The organism is Mycobacterium kansasii ATCC 12478 (assembly GCF_000157895.3).
Classification (GTDB): Bacteria; Actinomycetota; Actinomycetes; order Mycobacteriales; family Mycobacteriaceae; genus Mycobacterium; species Mycobacterium kansasii.
Genome location: NC_022663.1, coordinates 2,907,055 through 2,923,115, shown reverse-complemented (window position 1 = coordinate 2,923,115; position 16,061 = coordinate 2,907,055). Strand labels below are relative to the sequence as shown.

Annotated in this window: 14 protein-coding genes; 8 read left to right on the top strand and 6 right to left on the bottom strand. The window is 68.4% G+C overall.

Annotation, left to right across the window (positions count from 1 at the left end; translation table 11 throughout):
- The first annotated feature begins 56 nt into the window (after positions 1–56).
- The 5 genes from egtA to egtE are packed head-to-tail and all read left to right on the top strand — an operon-like array spanning position 57 to position 5,446.
- Complete coding sequence (gene egtA / locus MKAN_RS12705) at positions 57–1,346, top strand: ergothioneine biosynthesis glutamate--cysteine ligase EgtA (RefSeq protein ID WP_023368701.1); 1,290 nt, start codon at positions 57–59, stop codon at positions 1,344–1,346.
- Complete coding sequence (gene egtB, locus MKAN_RS12700; RefSeq protein WP_023368700.1) at positions 1,343–2,650, top strand: ergothioneine biosynthesis protein EgtB; 1,308 nt, start codon at positions 1,343–1,345, stop codon at positions 2,648–2,650. Before egtA ends, egtB begins: the two co-directional genes overlap by 4 nt.
- Positions 2,650–3,348, top strand: a complete 699-nt coding sequence (gene egtC / locus MKAN_RS12695; protein ID WP_023368699.1) for an ergothioneine biosynthesis protein EgtC — start codon at positions 2,650–2,652, stop codon at positions 3,346–3,348. The genes egtB and egtC overlap by 1 nt, the downstream gene beginning before the upstream one ends.
- The gene (gene egtD, locus MKAN_RS12690) at positions 3,348–4,313 is read left to right on the top strand and encodes an L-histidine N(alpha)-methyltransferase (protein ID WP_023368698.1); all 966 of its coding nucleotides are present in this window, start codon (positions 3,348–3,350) and stop codon (positions 4,311–4,313) included. The genes egtC and egtD overlap by 1 nt, the downstream gene beginning before the upstream one ends.
- Complete coding sequence (gene egtE / locus MKAN_RS12685; protein ID WP_023368697.1) at positions 4,310–5,446, top strand: ergothioneine biosynthesis PLP-dependent enzyme EgtE; 1,137 nt, start codon at positions 4,310–4,312, stop codon at positions 5,444–5,446. Before egtD ends, egtE begins: the two co-directional genes overlap by 4 nt.
- A gap of 78 nt (positions 5,447–5,524) precedes the next feature.
- On the opposite strand, the gene MKAN_RS12680 is transcribed toward egtE, so the two are convergent.
- The 3 genes from MKAN_RS12680 to MKAN_RS12670 form a co-directional block, all read right to left on the bottom strand.
- Complete coding sequence (locus MKAN_RS12680) at positions 5,525–7,300, bottom strand: IS1634 family transposase (RefSeq protein WP_225722800.1); 1,776 nt, start codon at positions 7,298–7,300, stop codon at positions 5,525–5,527.
- A gap of 156 nt (positions 7,301–7,456) precedes the next feature.
- Complete coding sequence (locus MKAN_RS12675) at positions 7,457–8,146, bottom strand: class I SAM-dependent methyltransferase (protein ID WP_023368696.1); 690 nt, start codon at positions 8,144–8,146, stop codon at positions 7,457–7,459.
- Positions 8,147–8,156: 10 nt separating this feature from the next.
- Positions 8,157–9,641, bottom strand: a complete 1,485-nt coding sequence (locus MKAN_RS12670) for a glutamate-cysteine ligase family protein (protein ID WP_023368695.1) — start codon at positions 9,639–9,641, stop codon at positions 8,157–8,159.
- Between the two features lie 126 nt (positions 9,642–9,767).
- Here MKAN_RS12670 and glpK point away from each other — a divergent pair, with 126 nt between their 5' ends.
- Complete coding sequence (gene glpK / locus MKAN_RS12665) at positions 9,768–11,294, top strand: glycerol kinase GlpK (RefSeq protein ID WP_036394523.1); 1,527 nt, start codon at positions 9,768–9,770, stop codon at positions 11,292–11,294.
- 75 nt (positions 11,295–11,369) lie between these two features.
- Here glpK and MKAN_RS12660 read toward each other — a convergent pair whose 3' ends face one another.
- Positions 11,370–12,080: a PadR family transcriptional regulator gene (locus MKAN_RS12660; protein WP_023368693.1), complete on the bottom strand. Its 711-nt coding sequence runs from the start codon at positions 12,078–12,080 to the stop codon at positions 11,370–11,372.
- 134 nt (positions 12,081–12,214) lie between these two features.
- On the opposite strand from MKAN_RS12660, the gene MKAN_RS12655 reads away from it, so the two are divergent.
- Entirely contained in the window at positions 12,215–12,586 is a 372-nt protein-coding gene (locus MKAN_RS12655; RefSeq protein WP_023368692.1) for a hypothetical protein, read from the top strand.
- On the opposite strand, the gene MKAN_RS12650 is transcribed toward MKAN_RS12655, so the two are convergent.
- Positions 12,587–13,564 (bottom strand): RDD family protein, encoded by a 978-nt coding sequence (locus MKAN_RS12650; RefSeq protein ID WP_023368691.1) that lies wholly within the window; start codon positions 13,562–13,564, stop codon positions 12,587–12,589. It abuts the gene before it with no gap.
- 63 nt (positions 13,565–13,627) lie between these two features.
- On the opposite strand from MKAN_RS12650, the gene MKAN_RS12645 reads away from it, so the two are divergent.
- A complete protein-coding gene (locus MKAN_RS12645) occupies positions 13,628–14,620 on the top strand; it encodes a stage II sporulation protein M (RefSeq protein ID WP_023368690.1) in 993 nt (330 codons plus the stop codon).
- A gap of 75 nt (positions 14,621–14,695) precedes the next feature.
- Here MKAN_RS12645 and MKAN_RS12640 read toward each other — a convergent pair whose 3' ends face one another.
- Entirely contained in the window at positions 14,696–16,018 is a 1,323-nt protein-coding gene (locus MKAN_RS12640) for a DUF58 domain-containing protein (protein ID WP_023368689.1), read from the bottom strand.
- Positions 16,019–16,061 lie beyond the last annotated feature (43 nt).

The following is a 16,061-nucleotide window of genomic DNA, read 5'->3' as shown; positions in this document are numbered from 1 at the left end:
GAGATGGTGGCGGCTATCGTTCTCGATAGCTGCGCAGGCCCCGGAGGAATCGTGATATGACGTTTGCCCCCAGCACTGCCGCGGCAGCGCAGCTGGACAGCGCCGGTGACGGCGATAGCGAAATCGCCTCGTTGGAAGCCGCGGGGGAGTACGTCGCCGACAGCTGCCTCGTCGACGGCCCGCTCGGGCGGGTGGGGCTGGAGCTGGAAGCGCACTGCTATGACCCCGCGGATCCGTTTCGCCGGCCCGGCTGGGACGAGATCACCGACGTTCTGGACTGGGTGAGCCCGCTGCCCGGCGGCAGCGCGGTCAGCGTCGAACCCGGCGGCGCGGTGGAACTGTCGGGTCCGCCGTGCGACGGCGTGGTGGCGGCCATCGACGCGATGAACCGTGACCAGGCCGTGCTGCGCCCGGCCTTCGCCGACGCCGGCCTGGGCCTGGTGTTCCTCGGTGCCGACCCGCTGCGGCCGACGAAGCGGATCAACCCGGGCCCGCGCTATCGGGCGATGGAACAGTTCTTCGCCGCCAGTGACTCCGGGGCAGCCGGGGCGGCGATGATGACGGCGACCGCCTCCATCCAGGTCAATGTCGATGCCGGGCCGCAGGCCGACTGGGCGTCGCGGGTGCGGCTGGCCCACGCCCTGGGGCCGACGATGATCGCGATCGCCGCCAATTCCCCGATGCTCGGTGGCGAGTTCTCCGGTTGGCGGTCCACCCGGCAGCGGGTGTGGGGCCAGATGGATGCGGCGCGATGCGGGCCGATCCTGGGCGCCAGCGGGGACGAACCCGCCACCGATTGGGCGCGTTACGCGCTGAAGGCGCCGGTGATGCTGGTGCACAACCCCGACGCCGTGGCGGTGACCCACTACGTGCCCTTCGCCGATTGGGCCGACGGCACGGTGCTGCTGGGTGATCGCCGGCCGACCACCGCCGACCTGGACTATCACCTGACGACGCTGTTCCCGCCGGTGCGTCCCCGGCAATGGCTGGAGATCCGCTACCTGGACAGCGTGCCCGACACGTTCTGGCCCGCCCTGGCATTCATGGTGGTGACCCTGCTCGACGACCCGGCCGCGGCCGAGCTGGCCGCGGAGGCCGTCGAACCGGTGGCCACCGCCTGGGATACCGCTGCCCGCGTCGGCCTGGAAGACCGGCGGCTCTACGCGGCGGCCAACCGATGCGTGACCGTCGCCGCCGAGCGGGCGCCTACGCGGATCGCCGACGCCATGCAGGTGTTGATCGCCAATGTCGAGCAGGGCCGCTGCTGCGGTGACGACTTCGCCGACCGGGTCGTCGAATCCGGGATCGCGCCGGCGGTGGCGCGGTTGGCGCGAGGGGAAGCGTGACCACACGAGAAAGGCTGGCCCGGGATCTGGAGCGGGCCCGGACGCTGACGTTGCGGCTGGTCGATTTCGACGACGCGGAGCTGTGCCGCCAATACGACCCGCTGATGAGCCCGCTGGTGTGGGACTTGGCGCACATCGGTCAGCAGGAGGAGTTGTGGCTGCTGCGCGGCGGCGACCCGGATCGCCCCGGGATGTTGCCGCCGGCGGTCGAGGGTCTCTACGACGCATTCCAGCACTCGCGCGCCAGCCGGGTCGAGCTGCCGTTGCTGTCCCCGGAACAGGCGCGAACCTTCTGCCGCGCCGTGCGCTCCGCGGCCCTGGACGCGCTGGACGCCCTGCCCGACGCGCCAGCAGGCCGGCCCGACGAAGCCGGCTTTGCCTTCGGCATGGTGGCCAGCCACGAATACCAGCACACCGAGACCATGCTGCAGGCGCTGAACCTGCGTCCCGGCGCGCCGCTGCTGCGGGAGACATCCGTGCTGCCCGCCGGCCGGCCGGGCGTGGCCGGGACGTCGGTGCTGGTGCCCGGCGGGCCGTTCGTGCTGGGCGTGGACGCCGAGACCGAGCCGTACTCGCTGGACAACGAACGGCCCGCCCACGTCGTCGACGTGCCGGCCTTCCGGATCGGCCGGGTTCCGGTCACCAATGGCGAATGGCGACAGTTCGTCGACGGCGGTGGCTACACCCAAGCGCGGTGGTGGTCCGATCGCGGATGGCAATACCGCCTCAGCGCCGGCCTGACCGCCCCGCAGTTCTGGAATTCCGACGGGCGAACCCGCACCCGGTTCGGCTACCACGAAGACCTTCCGCCCGACGAGCCGGTGCAACATGTCACCTACTTCGAAGCCGAGGCCTACGCCGCCTGGGCCGGTGCCCGGCTGCCGACCGAGGTGGAGTGGGAGAAGGCGTGCGTATGGGATCCGGTGACCGAGTCTCGGCGCCGCTACCCGTGGGGCGCGCAGCAGCCGTCGGACAGGCACGCCAACCTCGGTGCCGCGGCGCTGCGCCCGGCGCCGGTCGGCGCCTACCCCGCCGGGGCCTCGGCGTATGGCGCCGAGCAGCTGCTCGGCGATGTCTGGGAGTGGACCAGCTCGCCGCTGCGGCCGTGGCCCGGATTTGTCCCGATGATCTACGACCGGTACTCCCAACCGTTCTTCGACGGCGACTACCGGGTGCTGCGCGGCGGATCCTGGGCCGTCGAGCCGGCGATCCTGCGGCCCAGCTTCCGCAACTGGGATCACCCGTACCGCCGGCAGATCTTCTCCGGCGTCCGGCTGGCCTGGGACGTTGAGGACCCGTCCTGATGTGTCGTCATCTGGGTTGGCTGGGCACCGAGGTGACCCTGTCCGCACTGGTCCTGGAGCCGCCGCAGAGCCTGCTGGTGCAGTCGTATGCGCCGCGCCGGCAAAAGCACGGCCTGATGAATGCCGACGGTTGGGGCGTCGGCTTTTTCGACGCGGGGGTGCCGCGGCGGTGGCGCAGCGCGTCGCCGTTGTGGGGCGACACGTCGTTCGTGTCGGTCGCGCCGGCGTTGCGCAGTCACTGCGTGGTGGCCGCGGTGCGCTCGGCCACCGTCGGGATGCCGATCGAGATCAGCGCCACCGCACCGTTTACCGACGGAGAGTGGCTGCTGTCGCACAACGGCGTGGTCGACCGCGCCGTGCTGCCGCTGACCTCGTTGTCCGAATCGGTCTGTGACAGCGCGATATTGGCCGCCACCATCTTCGAGCGCGGCCTGGACGAACTGGCCGGAACGATCGCCCAGATCGGTACCGCCGACCCGCTCGCCCGGCTCAACATCATGGCCGCCAACGGATCTCGGTTGCTGGCCACCACCTGGAACGAGACGTTGTCCATGCTGCAACGGCCCGACGGGGTGGTGCTGGCCAGCGAACCCTATGACGACGACGACGATTGGACCGACGTGCCGGACCGCCACCTGGTGGAGGTCACCGTCGACGGGGTCACGTTGACCACCTTGGACGCTACGAAAGGACCTTGATGACGCTGTCGCTGTCCAACCATCTGTCCGAGGACTCGGCCTACCTCGCCTTATGCCGCGACGTATTCGACGGTCTGCAGATGACGCCAAAGTCCTTGCCGCCCAAGTGGTTCTATGATTCGGTGGGCAGCGATCTGTTCGACCAGATCACCCGGTTGCCGGAGTACTACCCGACCCGCGCCGAGGCCGGTATCCTGCGCGCTCACTCCGCCGACATCGCCGCCGCCAGCGAGGCCGACACCCTGGTCGAACTCGGCAGCGGCACCTCGGAAAAGACCCGGATGTTGTTGAACGCGTTGCGCGATCGTGGTTCGCTGCGTAGATTCGTGCCGTTCGACGTCGACGCCGGCGTCCTGTCGTCGGCCGCGAAAGCTCTCAAGAGCGAGTACCAGGGCATCGAAATACATGCTGTGTGTGGTGATTTCGAGGAACACCTGGCCGAGATTCCCGACGGCGGCCGACGGTTGTTCGTGTTCCTCGGCTCGACGATCGGCAACCTGACACCCGGCCCGCGCGCGGAATTCCTGGCGACCCTGGCCGGCGTGATGCAGCCTGGCGACAGCCTGCTGTTGGGCACCGACCTGGTCAAGGACCCCGAGCGGTTGGTCCGGGCCTACGACGACGCCGCCGGCGTGACGGCCCGGTTCAACCGCAACGTCCTCGCGGTGATCAACCGCGAACTGGACGCCGATTTCGTCCTCGACGCCTACCGGCACGTCGCGCGCTGGAACACCGCCGAGGAGCGGATCGAGATGTGGCTCCGGGCCGACCGCCGGCAACGGGTGCGGGTGGGCGCACTCGAGCTGACTGTGGAGTTCGCCCCCGGCGAGGAGTTGCTGACCGAGGTGTCGTGCAAGTTCCGGCCGGACGGCGTCGCGGCCGAGTTGGTCGCGGCGGGGCTGCGTCGCACCCGGTGGTGGACTGACGACGGCGGTGATTTCGGCTTGTCGCTGGCCGTGAAGTGAGCACCCTGGCGAAGCGGTGGCGGGCGGCCCGCCCGCCGGTCGCGGGCCTGCACCTGGACAGCGCCGCCTGCTCGCGGCAAAGCTTCGCGGTCTTGAACGCCACCGCCCGGCATGCGCTGCACGAGTCCGAGGTCGGCGGCTATGTCGCCGCCGAGGCCGCCACCGCCGTGCTCGACGCGGGACGGGCCGCCGTGGCGACCCTGTGCGGCATGCCCGACGCGGACGTGGTGTTCACCACCGGCTCGCTGCACGCGCTGGATCTGCTGTTGGGCAGCTGGCCCGCACGAGGCGGGACGCTGGCCTGCCTGCCCGGCGAATACGGCCCCAACCTGGCGGTGATGGACGCCCACGGGTTTGAGGTGCGGTTCCTGCCGACCCTCGACGACGGCCGGCTCGCGCTCGACGATGCGGCGTTCGACCTGGAGGAGAATCCGCCCGACCTGGTGCATCTGACTCCGGTCGGTAGCCACCGCGGCACGGTGCAGCCGCTGGCGATGATGGCCAGGCTCTGCCGTGAGCTGGGGCTGCCGCTGGTTGTCGACGCCGCTCAGGCGCTGGGCCAGGTGGACTGCGCGGTGGGCGCCGACGTCGCCTATTCGTCGTCTCGCAAATGGCTCGCCGGGCCGCGCGGTGTCGGAGTGTTGGCCGTGCGCTCGGAGTTGATGGAACGGCTGACTCCACGGCTGCCGCTCCCGGAGTGGGCCCCGGCGCTGTCAGTGGCGCAGCGCCTGCAGCTCGGTGAGGCCAATGTGGCAGCGCGCGTGGGCTTTTCAGTAGCGGTCGGCGAACACCTAAGCTGCGGGCCGGAACTGATCAGGGCGCGCCTGACCGAGCTCGGCGGTATTGCCCGGACCCTGCTGGCAGACGTGGACGGCTGGGTGGTGGTCGAACCGGTCGACGAACCCAGCGCCATCACCACGCTGGCCGCGGTCGACGGCTCCGATCCCGCGGCAGTGCGGGCCTGGCTGCTCACGGAGCGGGGAATCGTGACGACCTGCGCCGATGTGGGGCGAGCGCCGCAGGAACTGACGGCGCCGGTACTGCGGATCTCACCGCACGTGGACACCACCACCGACGACCTGGAGGCCTTTGCCGAGGCGCTGATCGCCGGCACCGCGGCAACTTCGGTCTAGACCGAAGTTGCGACCGTCTGGATAGGTGATTCGGGCTTTGACGTGGGGTTTTGTTGGTTTTGGGTGTTTTAGGTCTGACTACGCCGCGATGGTGAGGGGGATGGTGGCCTTGATGAGGTCGAAGGCGCGGCGTTGGTCGTGGGTGGGTTCGGTGAGAGTCTCGATTTCGATGTTGGTGTCCTGGTAGCGGATTCGGTTGCGGGTCAAGGTGGCCAGGTGATCGAGCAGAGCGCGGAAGCTGCGCAGTGGAGTGGCGTCGGTGGTTTGGTGGCGAGATGCTTTGGTGTGCGCATGTGGTGAGCGTTGTGCGGGTGCGACGGGGTTGTCGCGGGTTGGTGGGTGTTCGTCGGTGTAGGTCAGCGGCGCCCAGGCTTTGCGTAAGTGCCAGGTCACATAGCAGGCCAGCAGGCAGATCAGTACGTGGGCTTTGACGCGCTCAGACAGCCGGTGGTGGATGGGGCGTAGGTCGAGGTCGTCGGTTTTGATGCTGCGGAAGTCGCGTTCGACATAGGCCAGGTTCTTATACCCGGTGACCACCGCGGGGGCGTCGAGGTCGGTGGCGGGCACCGAGGTGCGCAGGACGTAGATGCCGTCGAGGGCGGCTTCGGCGGTGATGGCTGCGTGGTCGCGTTCATAGGCGAAGCTGGTGTCTGTGATGGTGCGGTGAAAGTGCTTGCTTACCTTGTATTTGTTGACGATCTGCCCGACAGCTTCGCCGATCTTGCCGGCCCCGGCCAGGCTGCCGCGCTCGACCCGTTCGGCGATACGCGCTAGGGCGGTCTCGGTGGCGGCCAGCAGTTCGTTGCGTTTGCGGGCCCGTTCAGCGGCCAGGGCGGGGTTGCGGCAGGCGATCAGCCGTTCGTGTGGGTAGTCGGGGTGGGTGATCTCGGCCAGGTCGTGGGTATCGAACAGGCTCATCTGCAGCGGCCCGTCGTCGGCGGCCAGTTTGGCAATCGCTGGAGCGCGCAGCGCGGTGATCCACCCGAAATCGGTTCCGGTGTCGTTGAGTTCTTTGATCGCGGCGATGCGAGCGGCGGTGATCATGCCGCGATCGCCGACTAGCACCAGCCGATCCAGCCCGAAGCCGGTGCGGATGACCTCCACGATGTCGGTGAAGGCGACCGGATCGGCGGTATCACCGGCAAAGACCCGCACCGCCACCGGCCGGCCGGCAGGGTCGGTGAGCACCCCGTATTCGATTTGCGGTAAGCCCTTTTTGCGGTCGCGGGAATAGCCGCGCTTGGCCAGCTGGCAATGCCGGCCCGTCACCCACGATGAGGTCAGGTCAAACAACGCCATCCGTGACGGATTGGCTTCTGGACCAAGGTGTTTAGCGGCGAGCCTCTTTTCGATGCCGTCTTGGCGGTCGCTGAGCCAGTCCATCGCCGCATAGATCTCGTCGGTGGAAGCGCCGGCGATCTGCAGGTCCGCGCCCAGGGTGCAATCGGCCCAGCGCGACAGCGTCGAGAGCTTGGATGCCGGATGGATCACCCGCGAGACGATCAGCCCGTAGACCAGATCGCGGGACCGACACGGCGACCCCAGCAGCGCGGGCAGTCCCAGCTGGCGGGCCATCGCCGCGACCGCGGCCACATGCCCATGCGGCAACGCGCGTAGCACCGTCACCTCCTGACCAGCGGGCACCAGGCTGTGTCCCTTCAGCGTCGCCTCCAGCGCGGCGATCGCCGCCTCGGGCAACATCGACAAGTTGGCCACGGTCTCGTTGCGCACCTTGGGCCCGTCGCGGAAGGTGCGGCGCAACAGCACCGACTGATAGACGCGCTGTTTGCCCTGCTTATCCACATGCGTCTTTTTAACTCTGACTACGTGAGCTTTGCCCTGGTTGCGCGGCATACGAAGCATCATAGCCTGATTCCGCCGATCAGATACGAATGACACGCACATATTCGTGACTACATATCAGCACGAGACAACAGCCCATAGCGCCAGCTCAGAACACTAATCCCCAGTCAGAACCCGTCGTAACTTCCGTCTAGACCGCGTGACGGGTCAGCCGGCCTTGTGCGCGCTCAGTAGATAGGCCGGCAGCATCATCCGGCCCTTCTCGTCGCGCGGGTGCGGCGGCATCTCAAACGGCGCTCCGGGTACCTGCGGCACATTGGCATGGATGAACGCGGGCCGGATCTCATCGATCTCCCAGTACTTGCTTACCGCGTCCCGCAATTCGTCCTCGTCGACCTCGTTGGGTCTGGCCTCGAATTCGGCCGGGAACGCCCCCTTGGCGAATACCAGCACGTAGTAACAGGCGCCCGGCGCCGCCGCGCGATGCACCGAGCGCAGGTAGCCGTCGCGATCCTCCACCGGCAGCGAATGAAACAGCGTGGAGTCCAGCACCGTGGCAAAGCGGCCTTCGGAGCGGGCCGGATAGCCGGCGAAGTCGGTGATGTCGGCCTGCACGAAGCTGGCTGTGCTCAGCCCCCGCTCCTGGGCGGCCCTGGTCGCTGCCGCGACGGCCGTCGGAGTGATATCGATGCCCACCACGGTGTAGCCCTCCGCTGCCAGCGCCAGCGACAATTCGGCGAACCCGCATCCGGCGTCGAGCACATCGCTGCGGACTTTCCCGGCCGCGATCAACGCCGCCAATTCCGGCTGCGGCTCACCGATATTCCACGGTGGCGGGCCCTCGAACACGCCCTGTTCCCGGTAGGCGCCGTCCCAGTCCATTACCTCAGAAGTCATGTCTCCCAACCTACTCACCCCAGGTGTGCACCGGCTCGTTGGCGTGCATGTGCTTGCAGTAGCGGCGCAGCATCTCGGCCAATGCCGCGCGCCGGTTCATCCCGCCGTCCTCCAGCCCGCGCACCGTGGCGACTTGCCAGGTGGCGCCGTTGCGGCCGACGCTGGCCCGGCCCTCGATGACCCCCAGGAACCGGTCGCGCACCTCGGCGTCGACACCCCACCGCCGCAGTCCATCGTGAGCCATCGGCAGCAACGTGGTCAACACCAACTCCCGCGTCGGCACCTCGCCCAGGCCCGGCCAGTGCATTGGGGCGTCGATGCCGTGGCGGGCTGCTGCGAAGAAATTCGCTTGTGCCGCAGCGAAACTCATTCGAGTCCAGGGCGGTTGCTCGGCTTCGGCCAGGCTGCGCAGCGCGCCGTAATAGAACGCCGAATTGGCCAGCATGTCCAGAACGGTCGGTCCGGCCGGCAAGACCCGGTTCTCCAGCCGCAGGTGCGGCCGTCCTTCCCCGGCCACCTCCGAGACGTCGTACACCGGCCGGTTCCACCGGTACACCGTGCCGTTGTGCAGGCGCAATTCGGCCAGCTGCGGGATCCGTCCGGCCGCCAGCTCGGCGACCGGATCCTCGTCGGACACCTCCGGCAGCAGCGACGGGAAGTAGCGGACGTTCTCCTTGAACAGGTCCAGGATGGAGTCGATCCACCGCTCGCCGAACCACACCCGCGGCCGCACACCCTGGGACTTCAGTTCCTCGGGCCGGGTGTCGGTGGATTGCGCGAACAGTTCGATCCGGGTTTCGGCCCACAGCTGGTGTCCGAAGAAGTAGGGGGAGTTGGCGCCCAGCGCAAGCTGTGGGCCGGCCAGCATCTGGGCCGCGTTCCAGTGGGCGGCGAAATCACCCGGAGCCAGCTGCAGATGCAATTGCATACTGGTGCAGGCTGACTCGGGCGCAATGGAGGCAGCCTGCCAGCTCAACGGCTCCGGGCCGGAGATATTGATGGGGATGTCCTCGCCGCGGGCGTCGAAGATCGATTCGTTGAGCGCGACGTAGCGGGTGGATTCGCTCATCCAGCCCTCGCTCAGATGCTCGGGCATCAGCGTGGGCAGGATGCCGATCATCACGATGTGGGCGCCGTCGGAACCGGCCTTTCGCTCGGCGTCGTTGAGACTGGCCCGCACGTCCCGTTCCAGGTCCAGGCCGGTACGCCCGGACAGCAGTCGCGGCGGCACATTGAATTCGATGTTGTAGGCGCCCAATTCGGTCTGGTAGGCCGGATCGCCGATCGCGTCCAGTACAGACCGATTCGTCATGGCGGGCTGGTAGTCGCCGTCGACAAGGTTGCATTCGATTTCCATCCCGGTGAGCGGCTGGTCGGAATCGAAGCTGCACTGGGAAAGCATCGTCTCGAAGACGTCGAGACAGACTTGCACCTTGCGCCGGTATTCCCGCCGGTGTGTGCGGTCATACGTGGTGCGCTTGACCTCTTCGCCCACAACGCCGATGCAACCGGTTTAGCGCCTGCCGCGCAAGTGCGACCCGGGTAGGCGTCGATGCTTACCCTTTCGTGGCCCATCATGGACGATTAACCCGAGTGTTCGACGTCACGTTTAGGAGTGCAGTTGGCCGAGTTCTCAGAGTTCGTAGCCGCCATCGATCAGGGCACCACCAGCACCCGCTGCATGATCTTCGATCACCGGGGCGCCGAGGTGGCCCGTCACCAGCTCGAGCACGAGCAGATCCTGCCCCGCGCCGGGTGGGTCGAGCACAATCCGGTGGAGATCTGGGAGCGCACCGCCTCGGTGCTGATGTCGGTGCTCAACGTGGCGGATCTGTCGTCCAAAGATATTGCGGCCCTGGGTATTACCAATCAGCGAGAGACGACGCTGGTGTGGAACAAGCACACCGGCCGGCCGTACTACAACGCGATCGTCTGGCAGGACACTCGCACCGACCGGATCGCGGCGGCGCTGGAGCGCGACGGCCGCGGTGAGGTGATCCGCCGCAAGGCCGGGTTGCCGCCGGCGACCTACTTCTCCGGCGGGAAGTTGCAGTGGATCCTGGATAACGTCGACGGGGTGCGCGACGCCGCAGAACGCGGCGATGCGTTGTTCGGCACCCCGGACACCTGGGTGTTGTGGAATCTGACCGGCGGGCCGCGCGGCGGGGTGCACGTCACCGACGTGACCAACGCGAGCCGGACCATGCTGATGAACTTGGAGACGCTGGACTGGGACGACGAACTGCTGTCGTTCTTCAACATTCCACGCGCGATGCTGCCGGCCGTCGAGCCGTCGTCACCGCTGCAGCCGTACGGTGTCACGCTCGACACCGGGCCGGTGGGCGGCGAGGTGCCGATCACCGGTGTGCTCGGTGACCAGCATGCGGCCATGGTCGGTCAGGTGTGCCTGGACGCGGGAGAGGCCAAGAATACCTACGGCACCGGCAATTTCCTGCTGCTCAACACCGGCGAGACGATCGTACGATCCCAGAACGGCCTGCTGACCACGGTGTGTTACCAGTTCGGCGACGCCAAACCCGTTTACGCGCTTGAGGGTTCGATCGCGGTCACCGGTTCGGCGGTGCAATGGCTGCGTGATCAGCTCGGCATCATCAGCGGTGCCGCACAAAGCGAGTCGCTGGCTCGTCAGGTTCCCGACAACGGCGGGGTGTATTTTGTGCCGGCGTTCTCCGGATTGTTCGCTCCCTATTGGCGATCCGATGCCCGCGGCGCGATCGTGGGGTTGTCGCGATTCAACACCAATGCGCATCTGGCTCGCGCGACGCTGGAGGCCATCTGCTACCAGAGCCGGGACGTGGTCGATGCCATGGAAGCCGATTCCGGTGTGCGCCTTGAGATTTTGAAGGTCGACGGCGGAATCACCAGCAACAACTTGTGCATGCAGATCCAGGCCGACGTGCTGGGCGTGGACGTGGTGCGTCCGGTCGTCGCCGAAACCACCGCGCTGGGCGCGGCCTATGCGGCGGGTTTGGCGGTGGGGTTCTGGGCGGACCCGTCGGACCTGCGGGCCAATTGGCAGGAGGACAAGCGCTGGACGCCGCAGTGGACCGACGAGCAGCGCGCCGCCGGCTACGCGGGCTGGCGCAAGGCAGTGCAGCGAACCCTGGATTGGGTCGACGTGTCCTAAGTCGTCCTGAGTCTGTCCTGCGGTCATGGTCGTTGGGGGTGTCCGGCGATTCGGGACTCGCCGCGCGCCGGGTGGTCAGTCCTCGCCGAGAATGCCGTAGATCTCGCGGCGCGCGTTGTTGAGGATGTCGACGATGCGTTGCTGCTGCTCGGCGCCGGCGGCATGCGCTGCTTGCATGACCGCGCCGAACAGCTGGCCCATGGCCCGGCGCAATTCGAGGTGTCCGGGCGCGACGCCGTCGGCGATCTCCTCCCACGGCGGGGTGTCGATCTTCTCGGCGGCCGCCCGGCCCTCGTCGGTCAGCTCGAAGAGCTTCTTGCTGCCGTCGGACGCGCCGGCGGTGATAAGGCCCTCGTCGTCGAGTAGCTGCAACGTCGGGTACACGGAGCCGGGACTGGGGCGCCACAGATCGTTGCTGCGCTCGGCGATCTGCTGGATCATCTCGTAGCCGTGCATCGGCCGCTCGCTCAGCAGCACCAGGATGGCCGACCGGATGTCGCCGCGACGGCCACGACCGCGTCCGCCGCGGCGCCATCCGCCGCGCGGGCCGCCGGGGCCGAAGCCGAAGCCGAAACCGAACCCCGGGCCGAAACCGGGGCCGAACCCCAGCGGTCCGTCGTGGTCACCGGCATGGTCGCGCAGGTTTGCGAAGAATTCACGTCGAGCCTGACGCCTGGCGCTGTGTAGCGCGCGCCGTTGTGTGGGCGGCAGGCCCGGGCCGGGGCCGAAGCCGAACCCGGGCCGAGCGCCGAATGGCCCGCCGGGCGCAGTGAAGAGATTGTCCATGTCTGGTCCTTATCTGTGTGTCGAAAACGCGGCCGAAAGCTGCGTCGATACGATCACGATATATCGTGACAGAACGCGATGCAACGGCTAACACGGGGTTTGCGGTTGTCCTCGCCCGGGTAGCCACTTGGGTCATGGACGGCAGAAATCGCCTGACGGAGACGCGTCCCAGCGGCGTGGCCGCTCCGACGCGGGGCAGCGGGCAGGCCCGCCTATGGATCACCTGGGTGCTCGCCCTGCTGACCGTGCCGGGTGCCGCGATCGTGATGTTGTTCGCTCTCGGCGCGGTGATGAGCACCGATGCCTGCAGCGAAAGCCGCTGCCCCAATCTGGGCGCCGGGATCGATTTCGGCGTCTTGTTCTACGGCGCGCCGGTAGTGGCCCTGTTGGTCGTCGTCGTCTCGGTGTTCACCGCCAAGCTCCGGTTCGGCATCGCGGTGCCGCTGGTCGGTGTGGCGCTATTGGTTGCCGACGTCGCCATCCTGGCCGCGACGGTCGCGCAGTAGCTAGCTCGGCGGGGAGAAGCCGCCGGGCGGCGGGGTTTGCGGCGGTGCGTCGGGCTCCGGCCACGGAATCGCCTGTGGTTGCGCGTACATCGGTGGCTGGGCGGGCGACGGCTGGGCGGGCCACGGCTGGGCGGGCGATGGCTGGGCGGGCCATGGCTGGGCGGGCGGTGGCTGGGCGGGCCACGGCGCCGCAGCGTACGGCCCCTGGGTCCCCATCGGCGGCACAGCCGGGCTCATCGGCGGACGCAGCCGTGCCAACTCGCGGCGGTGCCGTTCGGCAAGCACCGCGGCGAGCACCAGCTGCGGCGGAACACCCGGCGGGGGCGGCGGTGCGACCCGGGACAACACCTCGCCGGCGATCCGGTACGCCATCTGCTCACGTAACCGCGGATCCAATTGCGATGCCCGGGAAAGGAATTGGCGCGCGAGTTCGGCCTGGCCGGCGGTGAGCCCGGACAGCTGCAGCGACGCCGCCCACCACGCCAGCGACGGCGGCATGGCCGGCGGCGGCCCCAGGCGCGGAGCGCGCTCGCTGACGACGATGGTGCCGGCGAACATGTCGCCGACGCGCTTGCCTTTCGGCGACACCATGCTGCAGATCACGGCCGGGCTGCCCAGCAGCATCCAGATCTCCACCACCGACGCCAACGCGCGAAACAGCGCCTGGCGGAAGCGTTCCGGGCCCCCGTCGTCGGATACCACGCGCAGGCCCATCACGATCTTGCCGACCGACCGGCCCCGGGTCGCGGTCTCGATGGCCACCGGGTAGCCGACGAACGCCAGCACCGTGAACATGATCAGGAACGCAATGGTCAACGCCTCGTCCAACTGGCTCAACGCGGTCGCCCACAGCATCAGTCCGAGCAGGTAGCCGATGAAGATCACGGTCATGTCGATGATCGCACTCACCGCACGCACCGGCAGCTGGGCGATCTGCACGTCGAGCACCACGGCGTCCCCGGTCACCACCTCCGACATACCCCGGAACGCTACAGGTTTGCGGACGGCTACCTGTCGCACTCGGTTGGGTACGCTGCGCAGGTGGACGTCGACGCGTTCTTGCTGACCCACCGCGGCACCTGGGATCGCCTCGACCAGTTGGTCAAAAAGCGTCGCTCGCTGAGCGGTGCCGAGATCGACGAGCTCGTCGAGCTGTACCAGCGCGTGTCCACGCACCTGTCGATGCTGCGGTCCGTGTCCTCGGACTCGCTGCTGGTCGGCCGGCTGTCAAGCCTGGTCGCCCGGGCGCGGGCCGCGGTCACCGGCGCGCATGCGCCGCTGACAAGTACCTTCGTCCGGTTCTGGACGGTGTCCTTCCCGGTCGTCGCCTACCGCGCCGGGCGCTGGTGGTTGGCTACGGCGGTGGCGTTCTTCGCCGTCGTGGTGCTCATTGCGTTCTGGGTGGCCGGCAGTCCCGAAGTGCAGTCCGTCATCGGCACTCCGACCGAGATCAACGAATTGGTCAACCATGACGTCGAGTCGTATTACAGCGAGCACCCGGCGACGTCGTTCGCGCTGCAGGTCTGGGTGAACAATTCCTGGGTGGCCGCCAAGTGCATCGCGATGTCGGTCGTGTTGGGCCTGCCGATACCGCTGGTGCTCTTCCAGAACGCGGCTAACGTCGGAGTGATTGCCGGTCTGATGTTCGCGGCGGGCAGGGGCGGCCTGCTGCTGGGGCTGCTGATTCCGCACGGGCTGCTCGAGCTGACGGCGGTGTTCCTGGCCGCCGCTACCGGGATGCGGCTGGGCTGGTCGGTGATCGCGCCCGGTGACCGGCCGCGCGGACAAGTCCTGGCCGAGCGGGGCCGCGGCGTGGTGTCGGTGGCCGTGGGCCTGGTGGGGGTGTTGCTGGTGTCCGGGCTGATCGAAGCGATGGTGACGCCGTCACCGTTGCCGACCTTCGTCCGCATCGCCATCGGCCTCCTCGCCGAGGCCGCGTTCGTGTCCTACATCGTGTACTTCGGTCGTCGCGCCGCCAAGGCCGGGGAGACCGGCGACATCGAGGACGCTCCCGACGTGGTGCCCACCAGCTGATCCCGGGCCCGCGACAGTCAATCTGGCGACGCGACACACCGCGCGGGCGTTGCGCCGTTCACATTCGCGGCCGAACTACAGCCGGCCGGTCGCTTTCATCGCCAAATAACGATCAGCAAGCGCCGGCGCGATGTCGGAGGGCGGCGCGTCGACGACGTCCACGCCGCTGTGGCGCAGTCGCGACGCGATCGCCCGACGGTCGTTGCGGGCGCGTTCGGCGGCCGCCGCGTCGTAGACCGCTGCCGCATCGGAACGCCCGATGGCCAGTTCGTCGACGCGCGGATCGGCGACGGCGGCCACCACCACATGGTGTTTGGCCGACAGCTGCGGCAGCACCGGCAGCAGACCCTCTTCCAGGGCGGTGGCGTTGAGGTCGGTCAACAGCACCACCAGCGACCGGCGCCGGGTCCGCCGCAGAATCGCGGAAATCATCGCCCGCCAATCTGATTCGACGAGCGCCGGCTGCAGCGGCGCCATCGCGTCGACCAATTGGGCCAGCAGTTCGGTGCGCGACGCCCCGAACACGGCCGCCCGGCTCACCCGGTCGTGGGCCAGGAAGTCGACGTGGTCGCCGGCCCGCGACGCCAGCGCCGCCAATAACAGCGCGGCATCCATCGACCAGTCCAGCCGGGGCCATCCGGCGGGATCGGCGGCCGTGGGGTCGACACCGACCCGGCCCGCCGCCATCCGCCCGGTGTCGAGCACCAGCACCACCCGCCGGTCCCGCTCGGGCCGCCAGGTGCGCACCATCACGTCGGAGCGACGGGCCGTCGCGCGCCAGTCGATCGAGCGGACGTCGTCGCCGACGACATATTCGCGCAGCGAGTCGAACTCGGTGCCCTGCCCGCGGATCAGCGTGGGCAGCAACCCGTCGATCTCGCGCAGCTTGGCCAGCCGCGACGGCAGGTGCTTGCGCGACAGAAACGGCGGCAGCACCCGTACCTTGCCCGGCACCGGCTGCGAACGCTGCCGGCCCGCCAAGCCCAGCGGTCCGAGCGATCTGGCGGTGACCACGGCCGCGCGCTGGTCGCCGCGGCGGACCGGCCGCAGCTGGGTCGTTAGCTGCTGACGCTCGCCGCCGCCGATGTTGACCTGGTGGCTGCGCGGTTCGCCGCGGGCGCTGGGCGGCCAGGCGTCGCGGATATGGCCTCGGAACCGGCGCCGGCCCCCGTTGTGGATGGACAGGCCGGCGTCCGCGGGCTGGCCCAGCCGGATCGAGCTGTCGGGGGAGCGGGTGAAGCATAATTTGCGGGGGCTGGCCGCCGCCACGATGTCGACGACCACGGCCGTCATCAACACCGCCAGCAGGATCACGAAAGCCCTTGCCGGCCAGGGGGCCAACGCGATCGGCAGGACGCAGATCAGCGCCAGCAGTCCGGTGCGTCCGGTAAGGATCATCGGCGCCGCTCTCCCCCGCAAGCGGGTGGTACCCACACTGCAT

Excerpts from the sequence above, each read along its gene's own strand:
- MKAN_RS12640 (WP_023368689.1), bottom strand. The coding sequence starts at position 16,018 with ATGATCCTTACCGGACGCACCGGACTGCTGGCGCTGATCTGCGTCCTG.
- MKAN_RS12660 (WP_023368693.1), bottom strand. The coding sequence starts at position 12,080 with ATGGACAATCTCTTCACTGCGCCCGGCGGGCCATTCGGCGCTCGGCCC.
- MKAN_RS12650 (WP_023368691.1), bottom strand. The coding sequence starts at position 13,564 with ATGTCGGAGGTGGTGACCGGGGACGCCGTGGTGCTCGACGTGCAGATC.
- MKAN_RS12680 (WP_225722800.1), bottom strand. The coding sequence starts at position 7,300 with ATGCCGCGCAACCAGGGCAAAGCTCACGTAGTCAGAGTTAAAAAGACG.
- egtD (WP_023368698.1), top strand. The coding sequence starts at position 3,348 with ATGACGCTGTCGCTGTCCAACCATCTGTCCGAGGACTCGGCCTACCTC.
- MKAN_RS12655 (WP_023368692.1), top strand. The coding sequence starts at position 12,215 with ATGGACGGCAGAAATCGCCTGACGGAGACGCGTCCCAGCGGCGTGGCC.
- egtA (WP_023368701.1), top strand. The coding sequence starts at position 57 with ATGACGTTTGCCCCCAGCACTGCCGCGGCAGCGCAGCTGGACAGCGCC.
- MKAN_RS12675 (WP_023368696.1), bottom strand. The coding sequence starts at position 8,146 with ATGACTTCTGAGGTAATGGACTGGGACGGCGCCTACCGGGAACAGGGC.
- egtC (WP_023368699.1), top strand. The coding sequence starts at position 2,650 with ATGTGTCGTCATCTGGGTTGGCTGGGCACCGAGGTGACCCTGTCCGCA.